This is a genomic window from Enterococcus sp. AZ140 (assembly GCF_051714405.1).
GTDB lineage: Bacteria > Bacillota > Bacilli > Lactobacillales > Enterococcaceae > Enterococcus_B > Enterococcus_B pernyi.
The window spans coordinates 2,127,062-2,144,934 of the sequence record NZ_JBIORU010000001.1; the positions used below are offsets into that span (position 1 = coordinate 2,127,062).

The following is a 17,873-nucleotide window of genomic DNA, read 5'->3' on the forward strand; positions in this document are numbered from 1 at the left end:
CGCTTATTTCTCAGAAATACTGATCAGCATTTGACAAAAATCAGCGAATGATTTTTATCTTTGATTAGTCTCTTCGTTATGATTTGTGTTCAACTCAGTGATTTTACCTGTAGCTAGATACACGATCCATTCACAGATATTTGTTACGTAATCACCGATCCGCTCTAAATAACTTGCTACGTTGACATAGTCCGTTCCGCTGATAACAGTTTCGGGATTTGCTTGCATATTTTTGATCGTTGCATTGTAGATCCGATTGAAGGATTCATTGACACGATGATCCATGTTTGCAATCGTACGTGCGTCCTTTTCATCTGTTTTAACGTAAGCGACTAAGACATTATCTACCATTTTTTTGACATAATCAGACATATCAGAGATTTCTTTTTCGATTTCAGGAATTCTTGTTTCTCCTTTAAGACGAATCGTTGACTTGGCGATTGATACTGCGTGGTCAGCCATACGCTCTAAATCTGAACTTGCTTTCATGACTGTGATGATCGTTCGTAGATCAGTTGTCACCGGTTGTTGCAAAGCAATCATTTCAAAACTTTTTTTCTCTAATCGTGTTTCCATATCATTGATTGTAATGTCATTTTCAATTACTTCTTTTGCAAGAACTTTGTCGTGTTTTGTATAAGAGCGCACTGATTTATGCACGGCATTACTAACCATCATTCCCATTTCGTAAAATTGATTATGAAGGTTCAATAATTCTTCTTCAAATTGTGTTCGTAACATCCTCTTTCCTCCTTATCCGAATCGTCCTGAGATATAATCTTCCGTTTCTTTTTTATCAGGATTCATAAATATTTTTTTCGTATTGTTGAACTCGATCAAATTGCCATCTAAGAAGAAAGCTGTTTTGTCTGAGATACGTGATGCTTGTGACATATTGTGAGTCACAATGATCATCGTATAGCGTTCTCTTAACTCTAATAACATACTTTCTATTTTACCAGTAGAGACTGGATCTAAGGCACTAGTTGGCTCATCTAATAAAATAATTTCTGGATTGACAGCTAACACACGGGCAATACACACTCGCTGTTGTTGTCCACCTGATAAAGACAACGCACTTTTATGCAATTTATCTTTGACATCTTCCCAAACAGATGCTGCTTTCAAGCTCTCTTCTACTACTTGGTCTAACACTTTTTTGTCTTTTTCACCTTTGATTTTCAACCCATAAATGACATTTTCATAGATGGAGAATGGAAAAGGATTTGGTTGTTGGAACACCATACCGATTTCTTTACGTAGTCCAACGATATCCGTTTTAGGACTGTAGATATCATTGCCCTTGTAAACGACACTACCAGTGATCGTTACACCTGGGATCAAATCATTCATACGATTCAATGAACGTAAATAAGTAGATTTCCCACAACCAGATGGTCCGATCATTGCAGTGATCTCGCCTTTATTGAAACTTAGATCAATGCCTTTCAAGGCTTCTTTTTCCCCATAATACAGATGAAGATCTTTTGATGAGATAATTTCTTTTGTCATAGCAAGTCCTCCGTCTTAACCAAAATGACCGGACACATAGTCTTCAGTTGCCTGAATCTTAGGTCTAGTAAATATCTTATTCGTCTTGTCATACTCGATCACATTTCCAAGATAGAAGAACGCAGTGTAATCGCTGATCCGGGCAGCTTGTTGCATATTGTGAGTCACAATAATAATCGTATAATCTTCTTTTAAGTTGACTAACGTTTCTTCAACAGTCCCAGTTGAAATCGGGTCTAACGCACTCGCTGGTTCATCAAGCAATAAAATATCTGGTTTCATCGCAATTGCACGAGCGATACAAAGACGTTGCTGTTGTCCACCTGATAACGCCAAAGCACTTTTATTCAAACTATCTTTGACTTGATCCCATAATGCCGCTTGCTTCAAACTAGTTTCGACGATCTCATCTAGTTTTTGTTTGTTTTTCTCACCATGCTGTTTCAAGGCAAACGTAATATTGTCATAGATTGATTTACTAAAAGGATTCGGACGTTGGAACACCATGCCGATTCGTTTGCGCATTTCGTAAACGTCGATTTGTGGTGCATTGACATCGACATCTTTATACATGATCTTTCCAGTGATCTTCGTATTTGCGATCCCATCGTTCATTCGATTCAATGAACGTAGATAAGTGGACTTCCCACACCCTGATGGTCCGATCAATGCAGTGATTTTATTCTTTTCAAATTCAAGATTGACACCTTTAATGGCTTCGTTATCGCCATACCATACATGCAAATCATCTGTATATAGCGCGATATCTTTTTCAGCGCCCATTTTGATGATGTTGGTTTCATTCATATTATATTCTTTCATTCTGCTTCTTCTCCTTAAGCTGAAGTCATTTTACGGTGCAGACGTTTTCCAATTGCTCGAGCACCAAAGTTGAATAGTAACACAGCGATGATCAATACTGCAGAAGCTCCTGCCGAAACGGAAACCCCATCGGGCATCGTTCCTTCTGTATTGATTTTCCAAATGTGGACAGCTAGTGTTTCAGCTTGTCGGAAGATACCGATCGGGCTGGAAATGCTAAATGGATTCCAGTTAGTAAAATCTAAGGCTGGCGCACTTTGACCAGCGGTATAGATCAACGCTGCGGCCTCACCGAAAATACGGCCAGAACTCAAGATGACCCCCGTCAAAATACCTGGTGTCGCTTCAGGAACAACGACACGAAGCACTGTTTCCCAACGAGACAATCCTAGAGCTAAACCAGCTTCACGTTGTGTATAATGAACAGCTTGTAAAGATTCTTCGACTGTCCGAGTCAATAAAGGCAAGTTGAATACGGTTAATGCCAAGGCACCTGAAATGATCGAGAACCCATATTGGAATTGGATAACGAAAACCAAGAAACCAAAGAGACCGACAACGACAGAAGGCAATGAGCTAAGAATCTCAATGGATGTGCGGATGATATCTGTCAACCAGTTTTTACCTGCATACTCAGACAAGTAGATTCCTGCACCCAGTGAAATCGGAAAACTGATGATCATTGTGATGATCAGTAAATAGATAGAGTTGAATAATTGGATTCCAATTCCTCCGCCAGTTTGATACGCTTTTGACGGTTCAGTCAAAAATGCCCAAGAGATATGTGGAATACCGCGAACTAAGATATAAAGAAGCAACGCAGCGAGGATCAGGACGATGATGCCTGAAATCACATATAAGACACCTGTTGCTATTTTATCAGAACGTTTTGCATTCATTATTTCAATTCTCCCTTCTTACCAATCAAGCGGATAACGATATTAAAGAATAATGACATCAAGAGTAGGATCAAGGCTAGAGACCACAACACGTTGTTTTCAACGGTACCCATGATTGTATTTCCGATACCCATCGTCAAGATCGATGTCAGCGTTGCAGCTGGAGTAGTAAAGCTTGTTGGCATCAATGCCGCATTACCGATAACCATTTGAATCGCTAAGGCTTCACCAAAGGCACGAGCCATCCCAAAGACGATAGCTGTCAAGATTCCTGGAATTGCTGCGCGTAAGACTACTTTATATGTGGTTTGCCATCTCGTTGCTCCTAATGCAAGAGAAGCTTCACGATAGTGTCTTGGTACGGCTTTTAACGCATCGACTGTCATCGTCGTAACCGTTGGTAAGATCATTACGAACAACACAAATGTTCCGGCTAAAATACCAAAACCCGTTCCGCCAAAAATGCCGCGAATGAATGGAACGATGACGGATAGACCGATAAACCCATAAACAACTGAAGGAATACCTACAAGTAGTTCAATGACCGGTTGTAAAATCTTTGTTCCGTTTTTCGGAGAGATTTCTGTCATGAACACAGCTGCTCCGATGGCAAAAGGTGTTGCAATGATCGCAGATAAAAAAGTAACGATAAACGAACCCGCGATCATTGGTAGAGCTCCTACCATTGGTTTTCCATCCGGCCCGAGTGCGCTCGGATTCCAATTTGTTCCAAATAAGAAATCAAAAACATTGATTTTATCAACAAAAAAGGTCGCTAACCCTTTGCTGGCAACAAAATAAAATATTGCTAAAACAACCACTACAATCAATGCAATACATAAAAAGCTGATAAACTTTCCACGTTGTTCCATTTTCGAGCGCTTGGATTTAGTTACTAGTGCTTTTTTTACATCTTCCACAGATGATTCCTCCTTGGTCCTTTAACATACCTATACAGTCTACTAAGCGAATATCAATTTGATTTTAATAACATGTAAATTTTTTGCTAACTTTGTAAATTTTGTGTAAAGATGGTTAATTCACCACATTACCTTCCCAATCGCGTTCAACTTTCATACTCGACACTGGAATATAGCCTAAATCTCCAACGATATTTTTTTGCACTTCATCTGATAAGATATAAGCTAAAAAGTCTTTCGTTAATTGACTTGTCTCTTTTCGCGTATACATATGCTCATAAGCCCAAATCGTCCAATCATTTGTTGTGACATTCTTGTCTGTTGGCTCGACTCCGTCGATTTTCAGTGTATCCACATCTTTTGATACATAAGAGAATGCGACATAGCTGATTGCTCCTGGGGTATCCGCAACGATTTGACGGACCATTCCACTAGAATCTTGTTCTTGGGAACGAATCGCTGTTTCACCGTCTAAGACCCATTTTTCAAAAGTTGCTCTCGTTCCACTACCTGCTGCACGGTTCAAGATCACGATTGGCTGATCTTTCCCACCTAGTTGTTTCCAGTTCGTCAATTCACCAGTAAATACTTTTTTCAAGTCTTCCATCGAAATGTTGTCGATGCCGACTTCTTTGTTGACAATTGGTGTAATGCCCACTACTGCTACTCGATGGTCGATCAGTGCGGACGCATCGATCCCTGATTTCTCCTCTGCGAACAAATCAGAATTACCGATCTCCACAGCGCCTGATTGGACTTGCGATAAACCAGTACCACTTCCGCCACCTTGTACATTGATAAATTTGCCGGGATTTTCTGATTGATATGTCTCAGCAACCGTTTCAACTAAAGGTTGTAAAGCGGATGATCCCACCGCTGTGATCGATTCACCTTGGTCGACCAGGTTTGAACACCCAGACATTGTTATAAATAGTGCTATCATTGGTATTAATAATCGTAATTTTTTCATTAGAAATCTCCTTCAATCCTAAAGTATTTCCATTTTAACATTTTCACTATTACTTGAAAATCAATTGATTTTATTAAATAACAAATAATTTAATTTAATTAAAAAAAATACTATCTCAATAAATTTTTCTATGCTATACTGGCATTGAAATGTGTCTCTGTACCAAGCAAGCATTAACTTATTTCTTGCTTTCCCCAAAAAACAAGAAATACCCCAAAAGTTAATTCCCGCTCTTGCGAGACGCTTTCTCCATTTCTTGTAATAAAACTACAGAAATGGCCCCGATAGAAAAGGACATGAAAATCTGCTCTTATGAGTCTATTTCATGTCCTTTTTTGTTCAGTTTTTTACAAGAGTGGCGAAACAAGTCGAGCCAATCCCTCTTTTAGCTTGATCATCCAGCCCCGAGCCTCGTAACGTTCTTTTGTCAAACGCTCAGAAACTTTTGCATCTTCAAAAAATGCCCCTCGCACTTGAGTTGCGAGCCGTTCGTCATAGATCAGTGTATTGACCTCAAAATCTAAACGGAAAGAACGAACGTCGATGTTTGCTGAACCTACGGAAACGATTCCGCTATCGATGATCATTGTCTTCGCATGAATAAATCCATTTTCATAAGTTTCGATGACAGCACCATATTCGATCAATTCAGCAGCAAAAGAATACGTTGCCCAATAAACTAATGGGTGATCTGGTTTATTGGGGATCTGCAAATGGACCTTCACACCGGATAACAATGCCAATTTCAACGCTTCATGGATTGATTCATCTGGAATATAATAAGGCGTTTGGATCAAGATCTCCCGCTTGGCCAGTGAGATCATTTTAAGGTACGTCATTTTGATTTGTTCATGTTCTGAGTCTGGTCCACTCGTCACGACCTGTAAGGCAATCTCACCGGTTGATGCAATACTTGGGAAAAAGCGCGCCGCATAATGCACTTCTTTTGTATGTTGAGAATTCCAATCCATCAAAAAGCGATTTTGTAGCGCATAGACTCCTTCACCATAGATACGCAAATGATTATCTCGCCAATAACCAAATTTTTGCACGAGACCTAAATACTCATTTCCCACATTGAATCCACCTGTATAACCAATTTTCCCATCGATTACTACGATCTTTCGATGATTCCGATAATTGATTCGCGGGTTCAGATAAGGAACAAAAAGCGGAAAAAAGAAAGCAACTTCTCCACCAGCTTCTTTTAACTCATGGAAAAACTTGGTTGAAACTTCCGTCGATCCCCATGCATCTAGTAAAACTCTTACTTGAACCCCTCTGCGAGCAGCAGAAGTTAATGCTTGGCAGACCTCGATCCCTAAGCTATCGCTGCGATAAATATAATATTGTAGATGGATGTGGTCAGTTGCCTGTTCAATATCCTCGATCAACCGATCAAATTTTTCTCTGCCATCGGTGAACACCGTCACATCATTGCTTGTGGTATACAGTGTGCTTTCTCCAACAGTTAACATATAAATCAACTGTTTGACATCCACTTGTCCAGTCGGAGGATGTGGGTATAATCCCCGCATCAATGCCTGTCGATCCTCTTCGATCTCTAAGTTCTTACCGATCTTTCCTTGAATCTTCAAATCAAATATCTTATCTTTTGAAATCCCACGTCCAAAGAAAATGTAAAGGAAAAAACCTAGTATCGGGATAAAAGTCAATACAAGTAACCATGCCCAAGTTTGAGCAGTTTCTTTTCTTTCGGTAAAAACGATCACTAAAGATAATAATGTGTTCGTAAGCAGTAAGATCGTCGAAAAATTGTCAAAAATAATATCCATTGCCTCACCTCTTATCCGGCTATCCTCCTTAGGATAGCGAAGTTGTTTTTTAAAGTAAAGAAAAACCACTGATTTGTCTACCAGAAAAACCGACTTCCTTAGAATACTATAGATAGATAGGAAAGAGTAAGTTTATTTTTCTATAAAATAGATTTTTCGAGAATGAAAATTTTTACAAAAAAAAACCAGCAGGATCGCTCCCACTGGTCTGCTTCATATCTTTGACTAAAATTTCAAGAATCTTCTCATTGAAATAATCGAACCCAATGAACCAATAATGACACCAATACCGGCCATCAATGCGTCGATTTTCCAAACGATATCCTGTGGCTGTATCAATGAGTAATTTGAACGCAACAAGGTTGGATTGAGCAAACCATAGATTTGTTGATACCCAAATGTAATGATCAATACAGGAAGAATCGCACCGATCAAACCGATCCAACCACCTTCCAAGAAGAACGGCCAACGGATATAGCCATTCTTGGCACCCACTAAACGCATGATCTGGATCTCTCTTTGACGTGAAATGATCGTGATACGAATCGTATTTGAGATCAAGAACATCGCGACAAATAATAGCAAGGCAGCTGCTGCTAATCCCCATGTACGTACTGCCGCAGCAATATCAAAGATTCGGTCAGACGAAGTGCCACCATAATCCGAACGGAAAACATTTTTCAACTTCGCGGCTTCTTCAGAAACTTCTTTAGTATAAGAAGGTTGTGTCGTTGTTACAACGTATACATCGTATAACGGATTGCCGTCTCCCTCAAACAAACTCCAAGAATCACCCATTTGATCCTGGATTTTCTTTAATTCTTGGTCTTTACTTGAAAATTCAACTTTGTTGACGTGTTCAAGTTCATTCAATTCTTTTTCGAGTGTTTTCATATCTTTCTCATTCGTCCCGATATCAACGAACACAGAAACATCTACGTTACCTTCGATGTCTTCGGCTAATTTAGTCGCATTCATGATGATTGCCATAAATACACCAACCAAAGTCAGTGTGATCGTCACCGCACTGATTGATGCGATGGTCATCCAACCGTTTCGTTTTAAACTTTTGATACTTTCTAATAAATGACGGAAAAAGGTTCTAATCATCGTATCCATATTCCCCTTCCGCTTGGTCACGAATAATCCGGCCATTTTCAATGGCGATTACGCGGTGACGAATTGTATTAACGATCGTACTGTTATGTGTAGCCATCACAACAGTCGTTCCTTGCGCATTGATCCGATCCAATAACTTCATGATTTCCCATGAATTTTCCGGGTCTAAGTTTCCTGTCGGTTCATCTGCAATCAATACTTTTGGTGTATTCACGATTGCTCGAGCAATCGAAACACGCTGTTGTTCCCCACCTGATAATTCACTTGGGAAAACACGTACTTTATGTTTCAAGCCGACTAAGTCTAAAACTTCCATGACACGTTTTTTTATGTCACGAGGTTTTCTACCGATGACTTGCATCGCATATGCGACATTTTCATATACTGTTTTTCGAGGTAACAATTTATAGTCTTGGAAAACTACTCCGATTTCTCTACGTAAATAAGGTACTTCACGATCTTTGATATTTATCAGATCATGGCCAGCAACGTTCAATGTTCCTTTCGTTGCTTTTTCTTCTCGGTACATCAATTTGATGAATGTAGATTTACCAGCACCAGATGGTCCTACTACATAAACAAACTCTCCTTGGTCAATGACGATCGAGAGATTTCGGATAGCTGTGGTACCATTTGAGTACTTCTTCATTACATCCTTCATTTCAATCATGGCGTTCTCTCCATATCTTTTCAGTCTTTAGTCATTATAGCATGGGAATGTTTCAGCTTGCTTTCGAAATCTTACAATTTTATTTCAATTTACTACTAATCGTAAGCATACTATATATGCATTTTTAAATAGCCATCGATGAATGGGTCTAACTCGCCATCCATCACCGCTTGGACATTTCCAGTTTCCACATTGGTCCGATGATCTTTGACCATCGAATACGGATGGAAAACATAAGAACGGATCTGTGAGCCCCAGCCGATTTCCATTTGTTCCCCACGTAATGCAGCTGCTTCTTGTTCTTTCTTTTCAACTTCCAATTGATAAAGTTTCGCTTTCAGCATCCCCATCGCTTGTTCACGGTTTTTTAATTGTGAGCGTTGTGCCTGACTGGCAACGACCGTTCCTGTTGGCAAATGCGTGATCCGTACAGCAGATTCTGTTTTGTTGATATGCTGTCCACCCGCTCCACTTGCTCGGTAAGTGTCGATCTTCAAATCATCAGGATTGACCTCGATGTCGATCATGTCATCTAATTCTGGCATGACATCGACCGAACAGAATGACGTATGTCGACGTTTCGCCGAATCAAATGGCGAGATCCGAACAAGACGGTGAACGCCTTTTTCTGATTTCAAATAACCATAAGCATTATGCCCTTTGATCAATAATGTCACACTTTTGATTCCAGCTTCATCACCAGCTTGGTAATCTAACATTTCCACTTGGTAGTTGTGTTGCTCTGACCAACGGGTGTACATTCGTAACAACATACTTCCCCAGTCTTGAGATTCTGTTCCCCCAGCACCTGGATGCAGCTCGACGATGGCGTTATTGCGGTCATATGGTCCATCTAGTAACATGGCTAATTCGTAAGTCGTCATCTTTTCAGCTAACGCACTGATTCGCTCTTGTGCTTCTTCTTGCATTTGCGCATCTGGCTCTTCTTGTAACATTTCCACCATCAATTCTAGTTCTTCTAGCTCTTGTGCGAGTTCATTGAACTGATCATAGGTTTCTTTGTTTGCATTATTTTCATTGATCACTTTTTGTGCAGCTTCACTATCATCCCAAAAACCTGGTTCAGCCATTTTTGCTTCTGCTTCAGCAATATCTTCTTCCAGCTGATCTAAGTCAAAGAGACCCCCTAAAACTTGTGACTTTCTCTTGCATTTCGGTTAGGAGGTTTCGAATTTCAGAAATTTCCATTTCGATTTCCTTCTTTCTGTCTAATCTTCATTGTTTAGTCTACCAGAATCTTGAACGAACAGAAAGAATAAGATGCGACAAGCTTGCCACTTTCCCTTTTTCATTCCGTTCTTAATGGTAGTGCGTCCCAAAAGTAACCTCTTCGGAAATAAGGTGGAATCCACAAAAATTCAACGAACGATTTTTGCGGATTCCACCTTATTTCTTGAGGCTCAGTACTGCTTGACCTCAGGGAAGTCATAAAACAAAAAATAGTGCTTTAAGATTCCCTATCTATTTTAGTTTGTGAAAAGGAACGATCACTCTCATATGAGGGAAGTTCCTTTTCTGAATTGATCAAATCTTATTGTTCAGTATGAACGATTTCTTTCAATAGGAAAGATTACATTTCATTCTTGCCGTGACAATTTTTGAATTTTTTACCACTGCCACATGGACAAGTGTCATTACGACCAACTTTATTGACACTGACAGGCTGTGATTTCACATTCAATCGACTGTTTTCTTTCGCGTCGCCTTCTGTTGGTTGAACAGGCTGTCCTTGAGACACTTGTTCACGTTGGACGTTTTGACGGATCTCTGCTTTCATAAAGATACGTGTTACTTCGTATTCGATTGCACCAATCATGTCTTCAAACATTTTGTATCCTTCTGTTTGATATTCGACAAGTGGATTGTTTTGTCCGTAAGCACGTAGTCCGATCGATTGACGTAATTGATCCATTGCATCGATGTGGTCTGTCCATTTTGAATCGACAACACGTAAGATCACGACTTTTTCAAACTCAAGTAATTGCTCAGGTCCATTTAGTTGTGAAGCTTTAGTATTAAAGATTTCTTGTGCTTTTTCATTTAAGAACTCTTTGATTTGTTGTGGTGTCTTGCCTTCTAGATCAGCCAATGAAATACTGTCTTCATGAACAAGTGTACTACCAGCAAAGTCAACGATCCCTTCAAGGTTCCAGTTTTCCTTTTCAAGTTGAGTATGTGCATCTACTACTCGACTGATCGTTCGTTTGACCATATTCATCAATGGTTCAGATAGACTTGTTTCTTCCATGATGACGTCTTGACGTTGTTTATAGATGACTTCACGTTGTTCACGCATCACGTCATCGTATTGAAGAACGTTTTTACGTGTGTCGTAGTTGTTTCCTTCTACACGTTTTTGCGCAGATTCAACTTGTTTCGACAACATCTTACTTTGGATCACTGCATCTTCTTCACCGATCTTCATGCGTTCCAAGAAAGCTTTGATTCGTTCTGAACCGAATCGTTTCATCAAGTCATCTTCAAGAGACAAGTAGAATTGTGACATCCCTGGATCTCCTTGACGACCGGCACGTCCACGTAACTGGTTATCGATACGTCTTGATTCGTGACGTTCTGTACCAATAACGGCTAATCCACCCAACTCACGAACACCTAGACCTAACTTGATATCCGTACCACGACCAGCCATGTTCGTTGCAATCGTAACTGCTCCTTTTTGACCAGCATTCATGATGATCTCGGCTTCTTTAAAGTGGTTTTTGGCATTTAGTACTTCATGAGGGACGCGTTCTCGGTTCAATAAATCAGAAAGCAATTCAGACGTTTCAACAGCGACAGTACCTACAAGAACAGGTTGTCCTTTACGGTAACGATCTTTGATATCTTGAACGACTGCATTGAATTTGCTTGTCAATGTCGGATATAACAAATCTGGACGATCATCACGAATGACCGGACGATTTGTAGGGATTTGAATGACTTGGATGTTGTAGATTTCTCTAAACTCTTCTTCTTCTGTCTTCGCTGTCCCTGTCATACCAGATAATTTCTTATACATACGGAAATAGTTTTGGAATGTGATCGATGCCATCGTTTTTGTTTCATCTTCGATCTCCACGCCTTCTTTGGCTTCAATCGCTTGGTGCAAGCCATCAGAATAACGGCGTCCATCCATGATACGACCAGTAAATTGGTCAACGATCATTACTTTTCCATCTTGGACCACATAGTCGATATCTAAAATCATGATATAGTTTGCGCGTAATGATTGATCGATATGATGCGTTAAAGCAGAATTTTCGATATCATATAAGTTATCTAAACCGAAAGTTTCTTCGGCTTTTTCAATTCCCGCTTCAGTCAAGCTGATCGTTTTTGATTGAACATCGATTTTATAATCTTCTTCTTCTTTCAATCGTTTGACAAAGTTATCAGCACGCGTATATAACGCAGTTGACTTTTCTGCTTGTCCAGAAATGATCAGTGGCGTTCTTGCTTCATCGATCAAGATCGAATCGACTTCATCGACGATCGCATAGTTCAATGGACGTTGTACCATTTGATGACGATAAACGACCATGTTGTCTCTCAAATAGTCAAACCCTAGCTCGTTGTTTGTACTATACGTAATGTCACAATTGTAGGCTTCACGTTTTTCATCTGCTGATTTTGAATTGATATTCAAACCAACTGTCAAACCTAAGAAGTTGTATAACTCACCCATCTCATTGGAGTCACGGGTAGACAAGTATTCATTGACAGTAACTACGTGAACGCCTTCTCCTGTCAAAGCATTTAAATAAACAGGCATCGTAGCAGTCAAGGTTTTCCCTTCACCGGTACGCATCTCTGGAATATTTCCATCATGAAGGACGATCCCCCCCATCAACTGCACAGGGTAAGGGTACAATCCTAATACGCGTTTTGCTGCTTCACGAACGACTGCGAAAGCTTCTGGTAAAAGTTGATCTAATGTTTCCCCTTTTTTATATCTTTCCTTAAATTCGGTTGTCTTTGCTTGTAATTGTTCATCTGTTAATGCTGCCATATCATCAGCATGAGCTTCGATTTTTTTTACAATATTTTCTAAACGTTTTAGTTCTTTCTTATCATTTTCGATAATCGAACGAATAAAATTGGCCATGCGTTGTTTAATCTCCTTTTATATAATATCCAAACTATGTAGACTCTGTTTCTTATTTTATCATTAGTTGTGGATAAATGAAATAACTTAAGACAATTAAAGTGATATCTTCATAATTATTTCATATTCTTTTTTATCTATTCAATCCGAAAAAAAAGCTTGCAGTAGTCATTAGAGACCACTGCAAGTTTTTCTCATGTTATTCTTTCGTTATTTATCAATCAGTTTCGATCAATCCATATTTGCCATCTTTACGACGGTAAACAATGCTTGTACCATTCGTTTCTGCATCTTCAAAGATGAAAAAGTTATGGCCTAACATATTCATTTGTAAAACAGCTTCTTCGCTGTCCATTGGTTTCAATGACAAGCGTTTTGTACGCACGATATCTAATTCAGACTCATTTTCTTCTTCGTCTTCATTATTGAACATAACCGCCGCATTTGCTGTATTCAAACCAGTTTCACGAGATTTGCGATTGATTTTTGTTTTGAATTTGCGGATTTGACGTTCCAATTTATCTACAACCAAATCAATACTTGCATATAGATCTGGTGAAGTTTCTTCGGCACGTAGTACGAGATAAGGTAATGGAATCGTAACTTCCACTTTTGCTGTTTTTTCAGTATAAACTTTTAAATTCACATGCGCCGTAGCATCGGGAGCATCGCTGAAATAACGTTCTAATTTTCCTACTTTTTTCTCTACGTAGTCACGAATCGCTTCAGTTACTTCGATATTTTCGCCGCGTACATTATATCTAAACATAAAAACTACCCCTTTCATCTACCACAATCAAGAAGGAGAAGGACCACTCTTTCCCTCTTCTTACTTCTATTATATCGAACTCGTAAGCATTTGCAAACTAAATCGCTGTCATTTTACTGCTGTTTCTACAAAAAGCTTATCTAGCAAGTGAGAACGTCTGTACTTTATTGGGTGACTGCGCCAATAGGCAGGTTGCTGCATGGAACATCGTCTGGCCAGTCGTATAAACATCATCGATCAGTAAGATATTTTCCCCTTTAATTTTCAGTGTAGATGGCTGATAAACAAATGGTTGGGGCGCAATCAAACGTTGCTCTCTTGTTTTTTTAGATTGTGGTGTATGGTGTTTTTCTCTGATCAGCAATTCTTGAAAAGGCAGCCCAGCAGCTCTCAATAGTTCACTCACTTGATTAAATCCCCTTTCGCTGATCCTTTCTGTAGACAATGGGATCGGACAAAAAACAAACGACTTATATTGTTTTCGTAATTCTTGTAACTCTAAGCTGAATGTGTGTGCCAACAGGATATCCCCCATGAATTTATATTGTTTGAGCCAAGTACGGAACGCTTCATCATAGCGGAAGAACGCACGATGACAAAAACGATAGTCAGGATAACGCGTACGCCAATGCAAGCAATCTCGGCAATAGTCATGTTGATCAATCGCCTGTTTCGTCCATACTTTTTGGCAGCCTTCGCATTGATGGCTACTCTCCTGTTGTATTCGTTGGAATAAGAATTGACATTCCTGGCAACGTCTCGCTATTTTTTTCAGTCCAAGCAATTCACTAACTGTTATATTTCTACTAAATGTTTTCTTACAGTATACGCATCTCATCTCGTTGCTCTTTTCCTTTTTTATTCATTTGTTTGATTTCTTTACACGCTTTTGTGATAGCACGTGTCTTTTCTTCATAGAAAAAATAGACCTGACTATTGGTGAATCCTCCCTTTCGATCGGCACGTCCAGCAATTTGGACCAGTGATGATTTGCTGAATACCGGATGGTCGGCACCTAAAACAATGACTGAGATCCGTTCAAAAGTCACCCCACGCTCTAAGATCATCGTGGTCAAAAACACATCGTAGTGTTGCTGTCTCATATTTTGGACTTTGCTACTACGTGCTTCATCTTTTGATGAGGCGGATGTCATACGACATGACAATTGTTTTTTTAATTGTTTCTCCAATTGCTCCATTAAAGAGATACTCGGGCAAAACAATAGCACATGGTTTTCTTTGACTAGCTCTTGGATCAAGCGACACAATCGTTGATTCTTTTTTGGGTGTAAACAGCGATTAGCCCACTGATCCCAAAAAAGCAGTTTCGGTTCTGGCAATAATCGTTGATGAAAGCGTAAAGCCAACTGATGAACAGTCATAGCTGTTCGGCTTTTTTTCAATAACTGGTCATCGGGTGTCGCACTTAAATATATCAGTTGGCCATTTCTTTGTAGCGCGGTTTCTACTGCATAAGCTAACCCTTGATCCCCCACAAATGGAAAAGCATCCACTTCATCTACTACTAAAAGAGCAAATGCTCGGTAAAAACGATACAACTGATGCGTCGTACAAATCACTAAAGAACCATAGCGATCAGGTTCGTCTGATTTCCCATGAAGCAGGCGGATCTTTTCTTCTGGGAAGACCTTGCTAAGTCGTAGGTATAATTCCTGACAAACATCGATCCTTGGTGAGGCGATAGCAACTCTCCTACCTTTAGCTAAGGTCGTTCGGATACTGGCGTAAAGCATCTCCGTCTTGCCTGAACCGGCAACTGCCCAAACCAAATGCTCACCCGATCGTTCACTTAGATCATCCGAAATTCGCTGTTGTAGTGTTGTTAATTGACCTTCCCAACAGTGCTTTATATGACGCTTCTTTCCATTTGGTTGTTCGAATAAGTAGAGCTGTTGCAGGGTATCGCAACGCCCCAAAAATAGACAGTGGGGACAGTAGTAGATAGACGCATTGAGCCTTGCTGTTTGCAAAGTGGTCGTTTGACTGCAACGATTGCAATAAAGCTGCTTCTTTTTTATTGTGACTGCATCGACCACTACATAGTTCAATTTTTCATAAGAATGTTCATTCCCATATACTTCTTTAGTTAATAATCGCCGCCCAAAAAAATCTTCCGCTTGCATGTGTACTTCTCTCCCTTCGCAAAATAGATACGCAAAAAAAGAAATCCTTCATGCAGAATCAATCGGATTGATCCAATTAGAAAATCAGCTCATAAGCGGACGAACGAACGTGATGATTTCAATGAAAAACAAAAAAAGTATGAAACTGAGTCAGCGGGCCATTTCTTTAACAGAAACTTTCGGACTCAGATCATACTGATATATGTAGCTAGACCTAAATTTGGACTTGAATCGAGGGATCGGATCAACAGCTAGAAAAATAGTTATTCGTCAAACAACCAACTGGATTTGACTAATTGATTGAATACGATAAATTCTTTTTCTAAATTGATGACCACCACTTCATAGCCAGCATTGATCCAGCCATAGGCGCCTTTTTCAGGATGTTTATAGTCGTTCGCCCACCAATCGGTACTTTCTCGTGCAGAACGGGGCAAGGCACTACTTGGAAAAAGCAACTCATCGATTTGAGTAAATGTCAGCGTGATTTGAGAGCCACCATTTGTCTTTAAATAATGAGTGATGGCATCATACTTTTTGACTCGTTCTTTCATGTTACGCACCTCACTTTTCTTTATTATCCCATATTCCCTTCGTTAAGCAACTATTAACATAATTGTCATGCAGAAAAAAATTCTCTATACTTGAAAAGAGACGAGAACAAACAATGAAAGTAGTGAAACAGATGTTAGAACGTTATTACACGATCAAAGAAAATGGTCAAAGTGAGCTTGAAATAAAAAAATCACGTTTTATCTGCTCACTGAAACGAGTTGAAACGGAAGAAGAAGCAAAACAATTTATCCAAGAAACAAAAAAAGAACATTGGAAAGCCAATCATAATTGTAGTGCGTTCGTGATTGGTGAAAAAAATGAGATTCAACGAAGTAGCGATGATGGTGAACCGAGTGGAACTGCTGGCGTGCCGATGCTAGAAGTCATCAAAAAAAATGAACTAATCAATGTTGCAGCTGTTGTGACTCGTTATTTCGGCGGGATCAAGTTAGGTGCAGGCGGCTTGATTCGTGCATATGCGCATTCGGTTTCCCACGCATTACAAGAAATTGGCATCGTTGAAGGGACATTGCAACAAGAACTATCGATTCATATTGCCTATCCCCAGCTAGGAAAAATAGAAAACTTCTTGGCACTCCAGCAGGTGAATGTGAAAGAAATCCGCTATACAGAAAAAGTCATCGTTGTTTGCATGATCAATGAAAAAGAGGTCTCTGCTTTCCAAGAAGCAATCATTGAACTTTTGAGCGGTCAAGTGACATTTACTGAAGGCGCTGTTTCTTATCATGAACAACTCATTCAAGCAAGAGAGTGACTTGAATGGTATAGAAAAGACCAGAGAATAGAAAATGGCATATCTGCCTCCTATTCTCTGGTCTTTTTATTCAATATGAACGATCATCTTTCTAAATAAAACTCAAAGCGGTCGCCGACATATTGGGTACGTACGTATTCAAATGGCGTGCCATCTTCAAAGTAAGAAATCTGTCTTAAACGTAAAACGGCATCTCCTCGCTTGACCTCTAAATATTCAGCAATTTTTTCTGAAGCTAAGACTGCTGAAATTGTTTGTTTCGCCGCACCAATCTTGTTTCCTCTTTTTTCTTCGAGTGTTCGGTACAATGACTCCGTAATTTCTGCTTTGCTGTATCCGTCGATGATTTTTTGCGGAATACTCGCAATTTCAAAGCAAATCGGGATATCATCAGCAAAACGAATACGTTCCATTCGTAAGATAGTATCATCTTTTTTTAGTTGCAATTTCTCCATTTCACTCGAACTTGGTGACGTGAGAAAATAAGAAATCGTTCGACTGGATGGTACACGATTTTGTGATTCCATGATTTCGGTAAAACTGGTTGCACCAGACATCTTTTCTTGGACTTTTTCTCGTGCCACGTAGGTACCTGATCCAATTTTTCTTTCAAGGATTCCTTCATCGGCTAAGTTTTGGATTGCTTGTCTTAAAGTCATTCGACTAACATTGAACTTGATGGCTAATTCTCTTTCTGAAGGAAGACGATCTCCAATTTTCCAGACGCCTTGCTCGATTTCAGTTTTGATTTGATCGTGAATTTGTATATATACCGGTAATTGATTCGACATAACAT

General features: G+C 39.6%; 17 protein-coding genes. 1 reads left to right on the plus strand and 16 read right to left on the minus strand.

What is annotated here, in order from left to right:
* Positions 1-54 precede the first annotated feature (54 nt).
* From phoU to IGJ39_RS09795, 15 genes are all read right to left on the minus strand, one after another.
* Positions 55-741 (minus strand): phosphate signaling complex protein PhoU, encoded by a 687-nt coding sequence (gene phoU, locus IGJ39_RS09725; RefSeq protein WP_010734921.1) that lies wholly within the window; start codon positions 739-741, stop codon positions 55-57.
* A 12-nt stretch (positions 742-753) separates the two neighbouring features.
* Complete coding sequence (pstB, locus tag IGJ39_RS09730) at positions 754-1,512, minus strand: phosphate ABC transporter ATP-binding protein PstB (protein WP_010734920.1); 759 nt, start codon at positions 1,510-1,512, stop codon at positions 754-756.
* 15 nt (positions 1,513-1,527) lie between these two features.
* A complete protein-coding gene (gene pstB / locus IGJ39_RS09735; RefSeq protein WP_071866762.1) occupies positions 1,528-2,334 on the minus strand; it encodes a phosphate ABC transporter ATP-binding protein PstB in 807 nt (268 codons plus the stop codon).
* Positions 2,335-2,348: 14 nt separating this feature from the next.
* On the minus strand, positions 2,349-3,233 hold the full coding sequence (gene pstA / locus IGJ39_RS09740; RefSeq protein WP_065096311.1) for a phosphate ABC transporter permease PstA: 885 nt from the start codon (positions 3,231-3,233) through the stop codon (positions 2,349-2,351).
* Positions 3,233-4,153: a phosphate ABC transporter permease subunit PstC gene (pstC, locus tag IGJ39_RS09745; RefSeq protein WP_034687410.1), complete on the minus strand. Its 921-nt coding sequence runs from the start codon at positions 4,151-4,153 to the stop codon at positions 3,233-3,235. Before pstC ends, pstA begins: the two co-directional genes overlap by 1 nt.
* Before the next feature lie 115 nt (positions 4,154-4,268).
* Positions 4,269-5,123: a phosphate ABC transporter substrate-binding protein PstS gene (locus tag IGJ39_RS09750; protein ID WP_010734916.1), complete on the minus strand. Its 855-nt coding sequence runs from the start codon at positions 5,121-5,123 to the stop codon at positions 4,269-4,271.
* A gap of 347 nt (positions 5,124-5,470) precedes the next feature.
* A complete protein-coding gene (gene cls / locus IGJ39_RS09755; RefSeq protein WP_438764568.1) occupies positions 5,471-6,919 on the minus strand; it encodes a cardiolipin synthase in 1,449 nt (482 codons plus the stop codon).
* A 225-nt stretch (positions 6,920-7,144) separates the two neighbouring features.
* Positions 7,145-8,029, minus strand: coding sequence for a permease-like cell division protein FtsX (gene ftsX / locus IGJ39_RS09760; RefSeq protein ID WP_338064522.1), 885 nt, complete (start codon positions 8,027-8,029; stop codon positions 7,145-7,147).
* A complete protein-coding gene (gene ftsE / locus IGJ39_RS09765) occupies positions 8,022-8,708 on the minus strand; it encodes a cell division ATP-binding protein FtsE (RefSeq protein WP_010734913.1) in 687 nt (228 codons plus the stop codon). Before ftsE ends, ftsX begins: the two co-directional genes overlap by 8 nt.
* A 110-nt stretch (positions 8,709-8,818) precedes the next feature.
* Positions 8,819-9,917, minus strand: a protein-coding gene (gene prfB, locus IGJ39_RS09770; protein ID WP_178946468.1) for a peptide chain release factor 2 whose coding sequence is annotated in 2 segments (ribosomal slippage) — positions 8,819-9,844 and positions 9,846-9,917 — 1,098 coding nt in all. Because the reading frame shifts where the segments join, the coding sequence is not laid out codon by codon here.
* A 382-nt stretch (positions 9,918-10,299) separates the two neighbouring features.
* Positions 10,300-12,834 carry a preprotein translocase subunit SecA gene (gene secA, locus IGJ39_RS09775; protein WP_430607662.1) on the minus strand — a complete coding sequence of 845 codons (2,535 nt, stop codon included), beginning with the start codon at positions 12,832-12,834 and terminating at the stop codon, positions 10,300-10,302.
* Positions 12,835-13,051: 217 nt separating this feature from the next.
* Positions 13,052-13,603: a ribosome hibernation-promoting factor, HPF/YfiA family gene (gene hpf / locus IGJ39_RS09780; protein WP_010734910.1), complete on the minus strand. Its 552-nt coding sequence runs from the start codon at positions 13,601-13,603 to the stop codon at positions 13,052-13,054.
* 136 nt (positions 13,604-13,739) lie between these two features.
* Positions 13,740-14,441 (minus strand): ComF family protein, encoded by a 702-nt coding sequence (locus IGJ39_RS09785; protein WP_430607665.1) that lies wholly within the window; start codon positions 14,439-14,441, stop codon positions 13,740-13,742.
* A complete protein-coding gene (locus tag IGJ39_RS09790; protein ID WP_438764571.1) occupies positions 14,422-15,747 on the minus strand; it encodes a DEAD/DEAH box helicase in 1,326 nt (441 codons plus the stop codon). The genes IGJ39_RS09785 and IGJ39_RS09790 overlap by 20 nt, the downstream gene beginning before the upstream one ends.
* A 263-nt stretch (positions 15,748-16,010) precedes the next feature.
* Positions 16,011-16,301: a DUF7662 domain-containing protein gene (locus IGJ39_RS09795; RefSeq protein ID WP_010734907.1), complete on the minus strand. Its 291-nt coding sequence runs from the start codon at positions 16,299-16,301 to the stop codon at positions 16,011-16,013.
* Positions 16,302-16,432: 131 nt separating this feature from the next.
* Here IGJ39_RS09795 and IGJ39_RS09800 point away from each other — a divergent pair, with 131 nt between their 5' ends.
* Positions 16,433-17,077 carry a YigZ family protein gene (locus tag IGJ39_RS09800; RefSeq protein ID WP_029594000.1) on the plus strand — a complete coding sequence of 215 codons (645 nt, stop codon included), beginning with the start codon at positions 16,433-16,435 and terminating at the stop codon, positions 17,075-17,077.
* 83 nt (positions 17,078-17,160) lie between these two features.
* On the opposite strand, the gene IGJ39_RS09805 is transcribed toward IGJ39_RS09800, so the two are convergent.
* Positions 17,161-17,868 carry a GntR family transcriptional regulator gene (locus IGJ39_RS09805; protein WP_430607670.1) on the minus strand — a complete coding sequence of 236 codons (708 nt, stop codon included), beginning with the start codon at positions 17,866-17,868 and terminating at the stop codon, positions 17,161-17,163.
* Positions 17,869-17,873 lie beyond the last annotated feature (5 nt).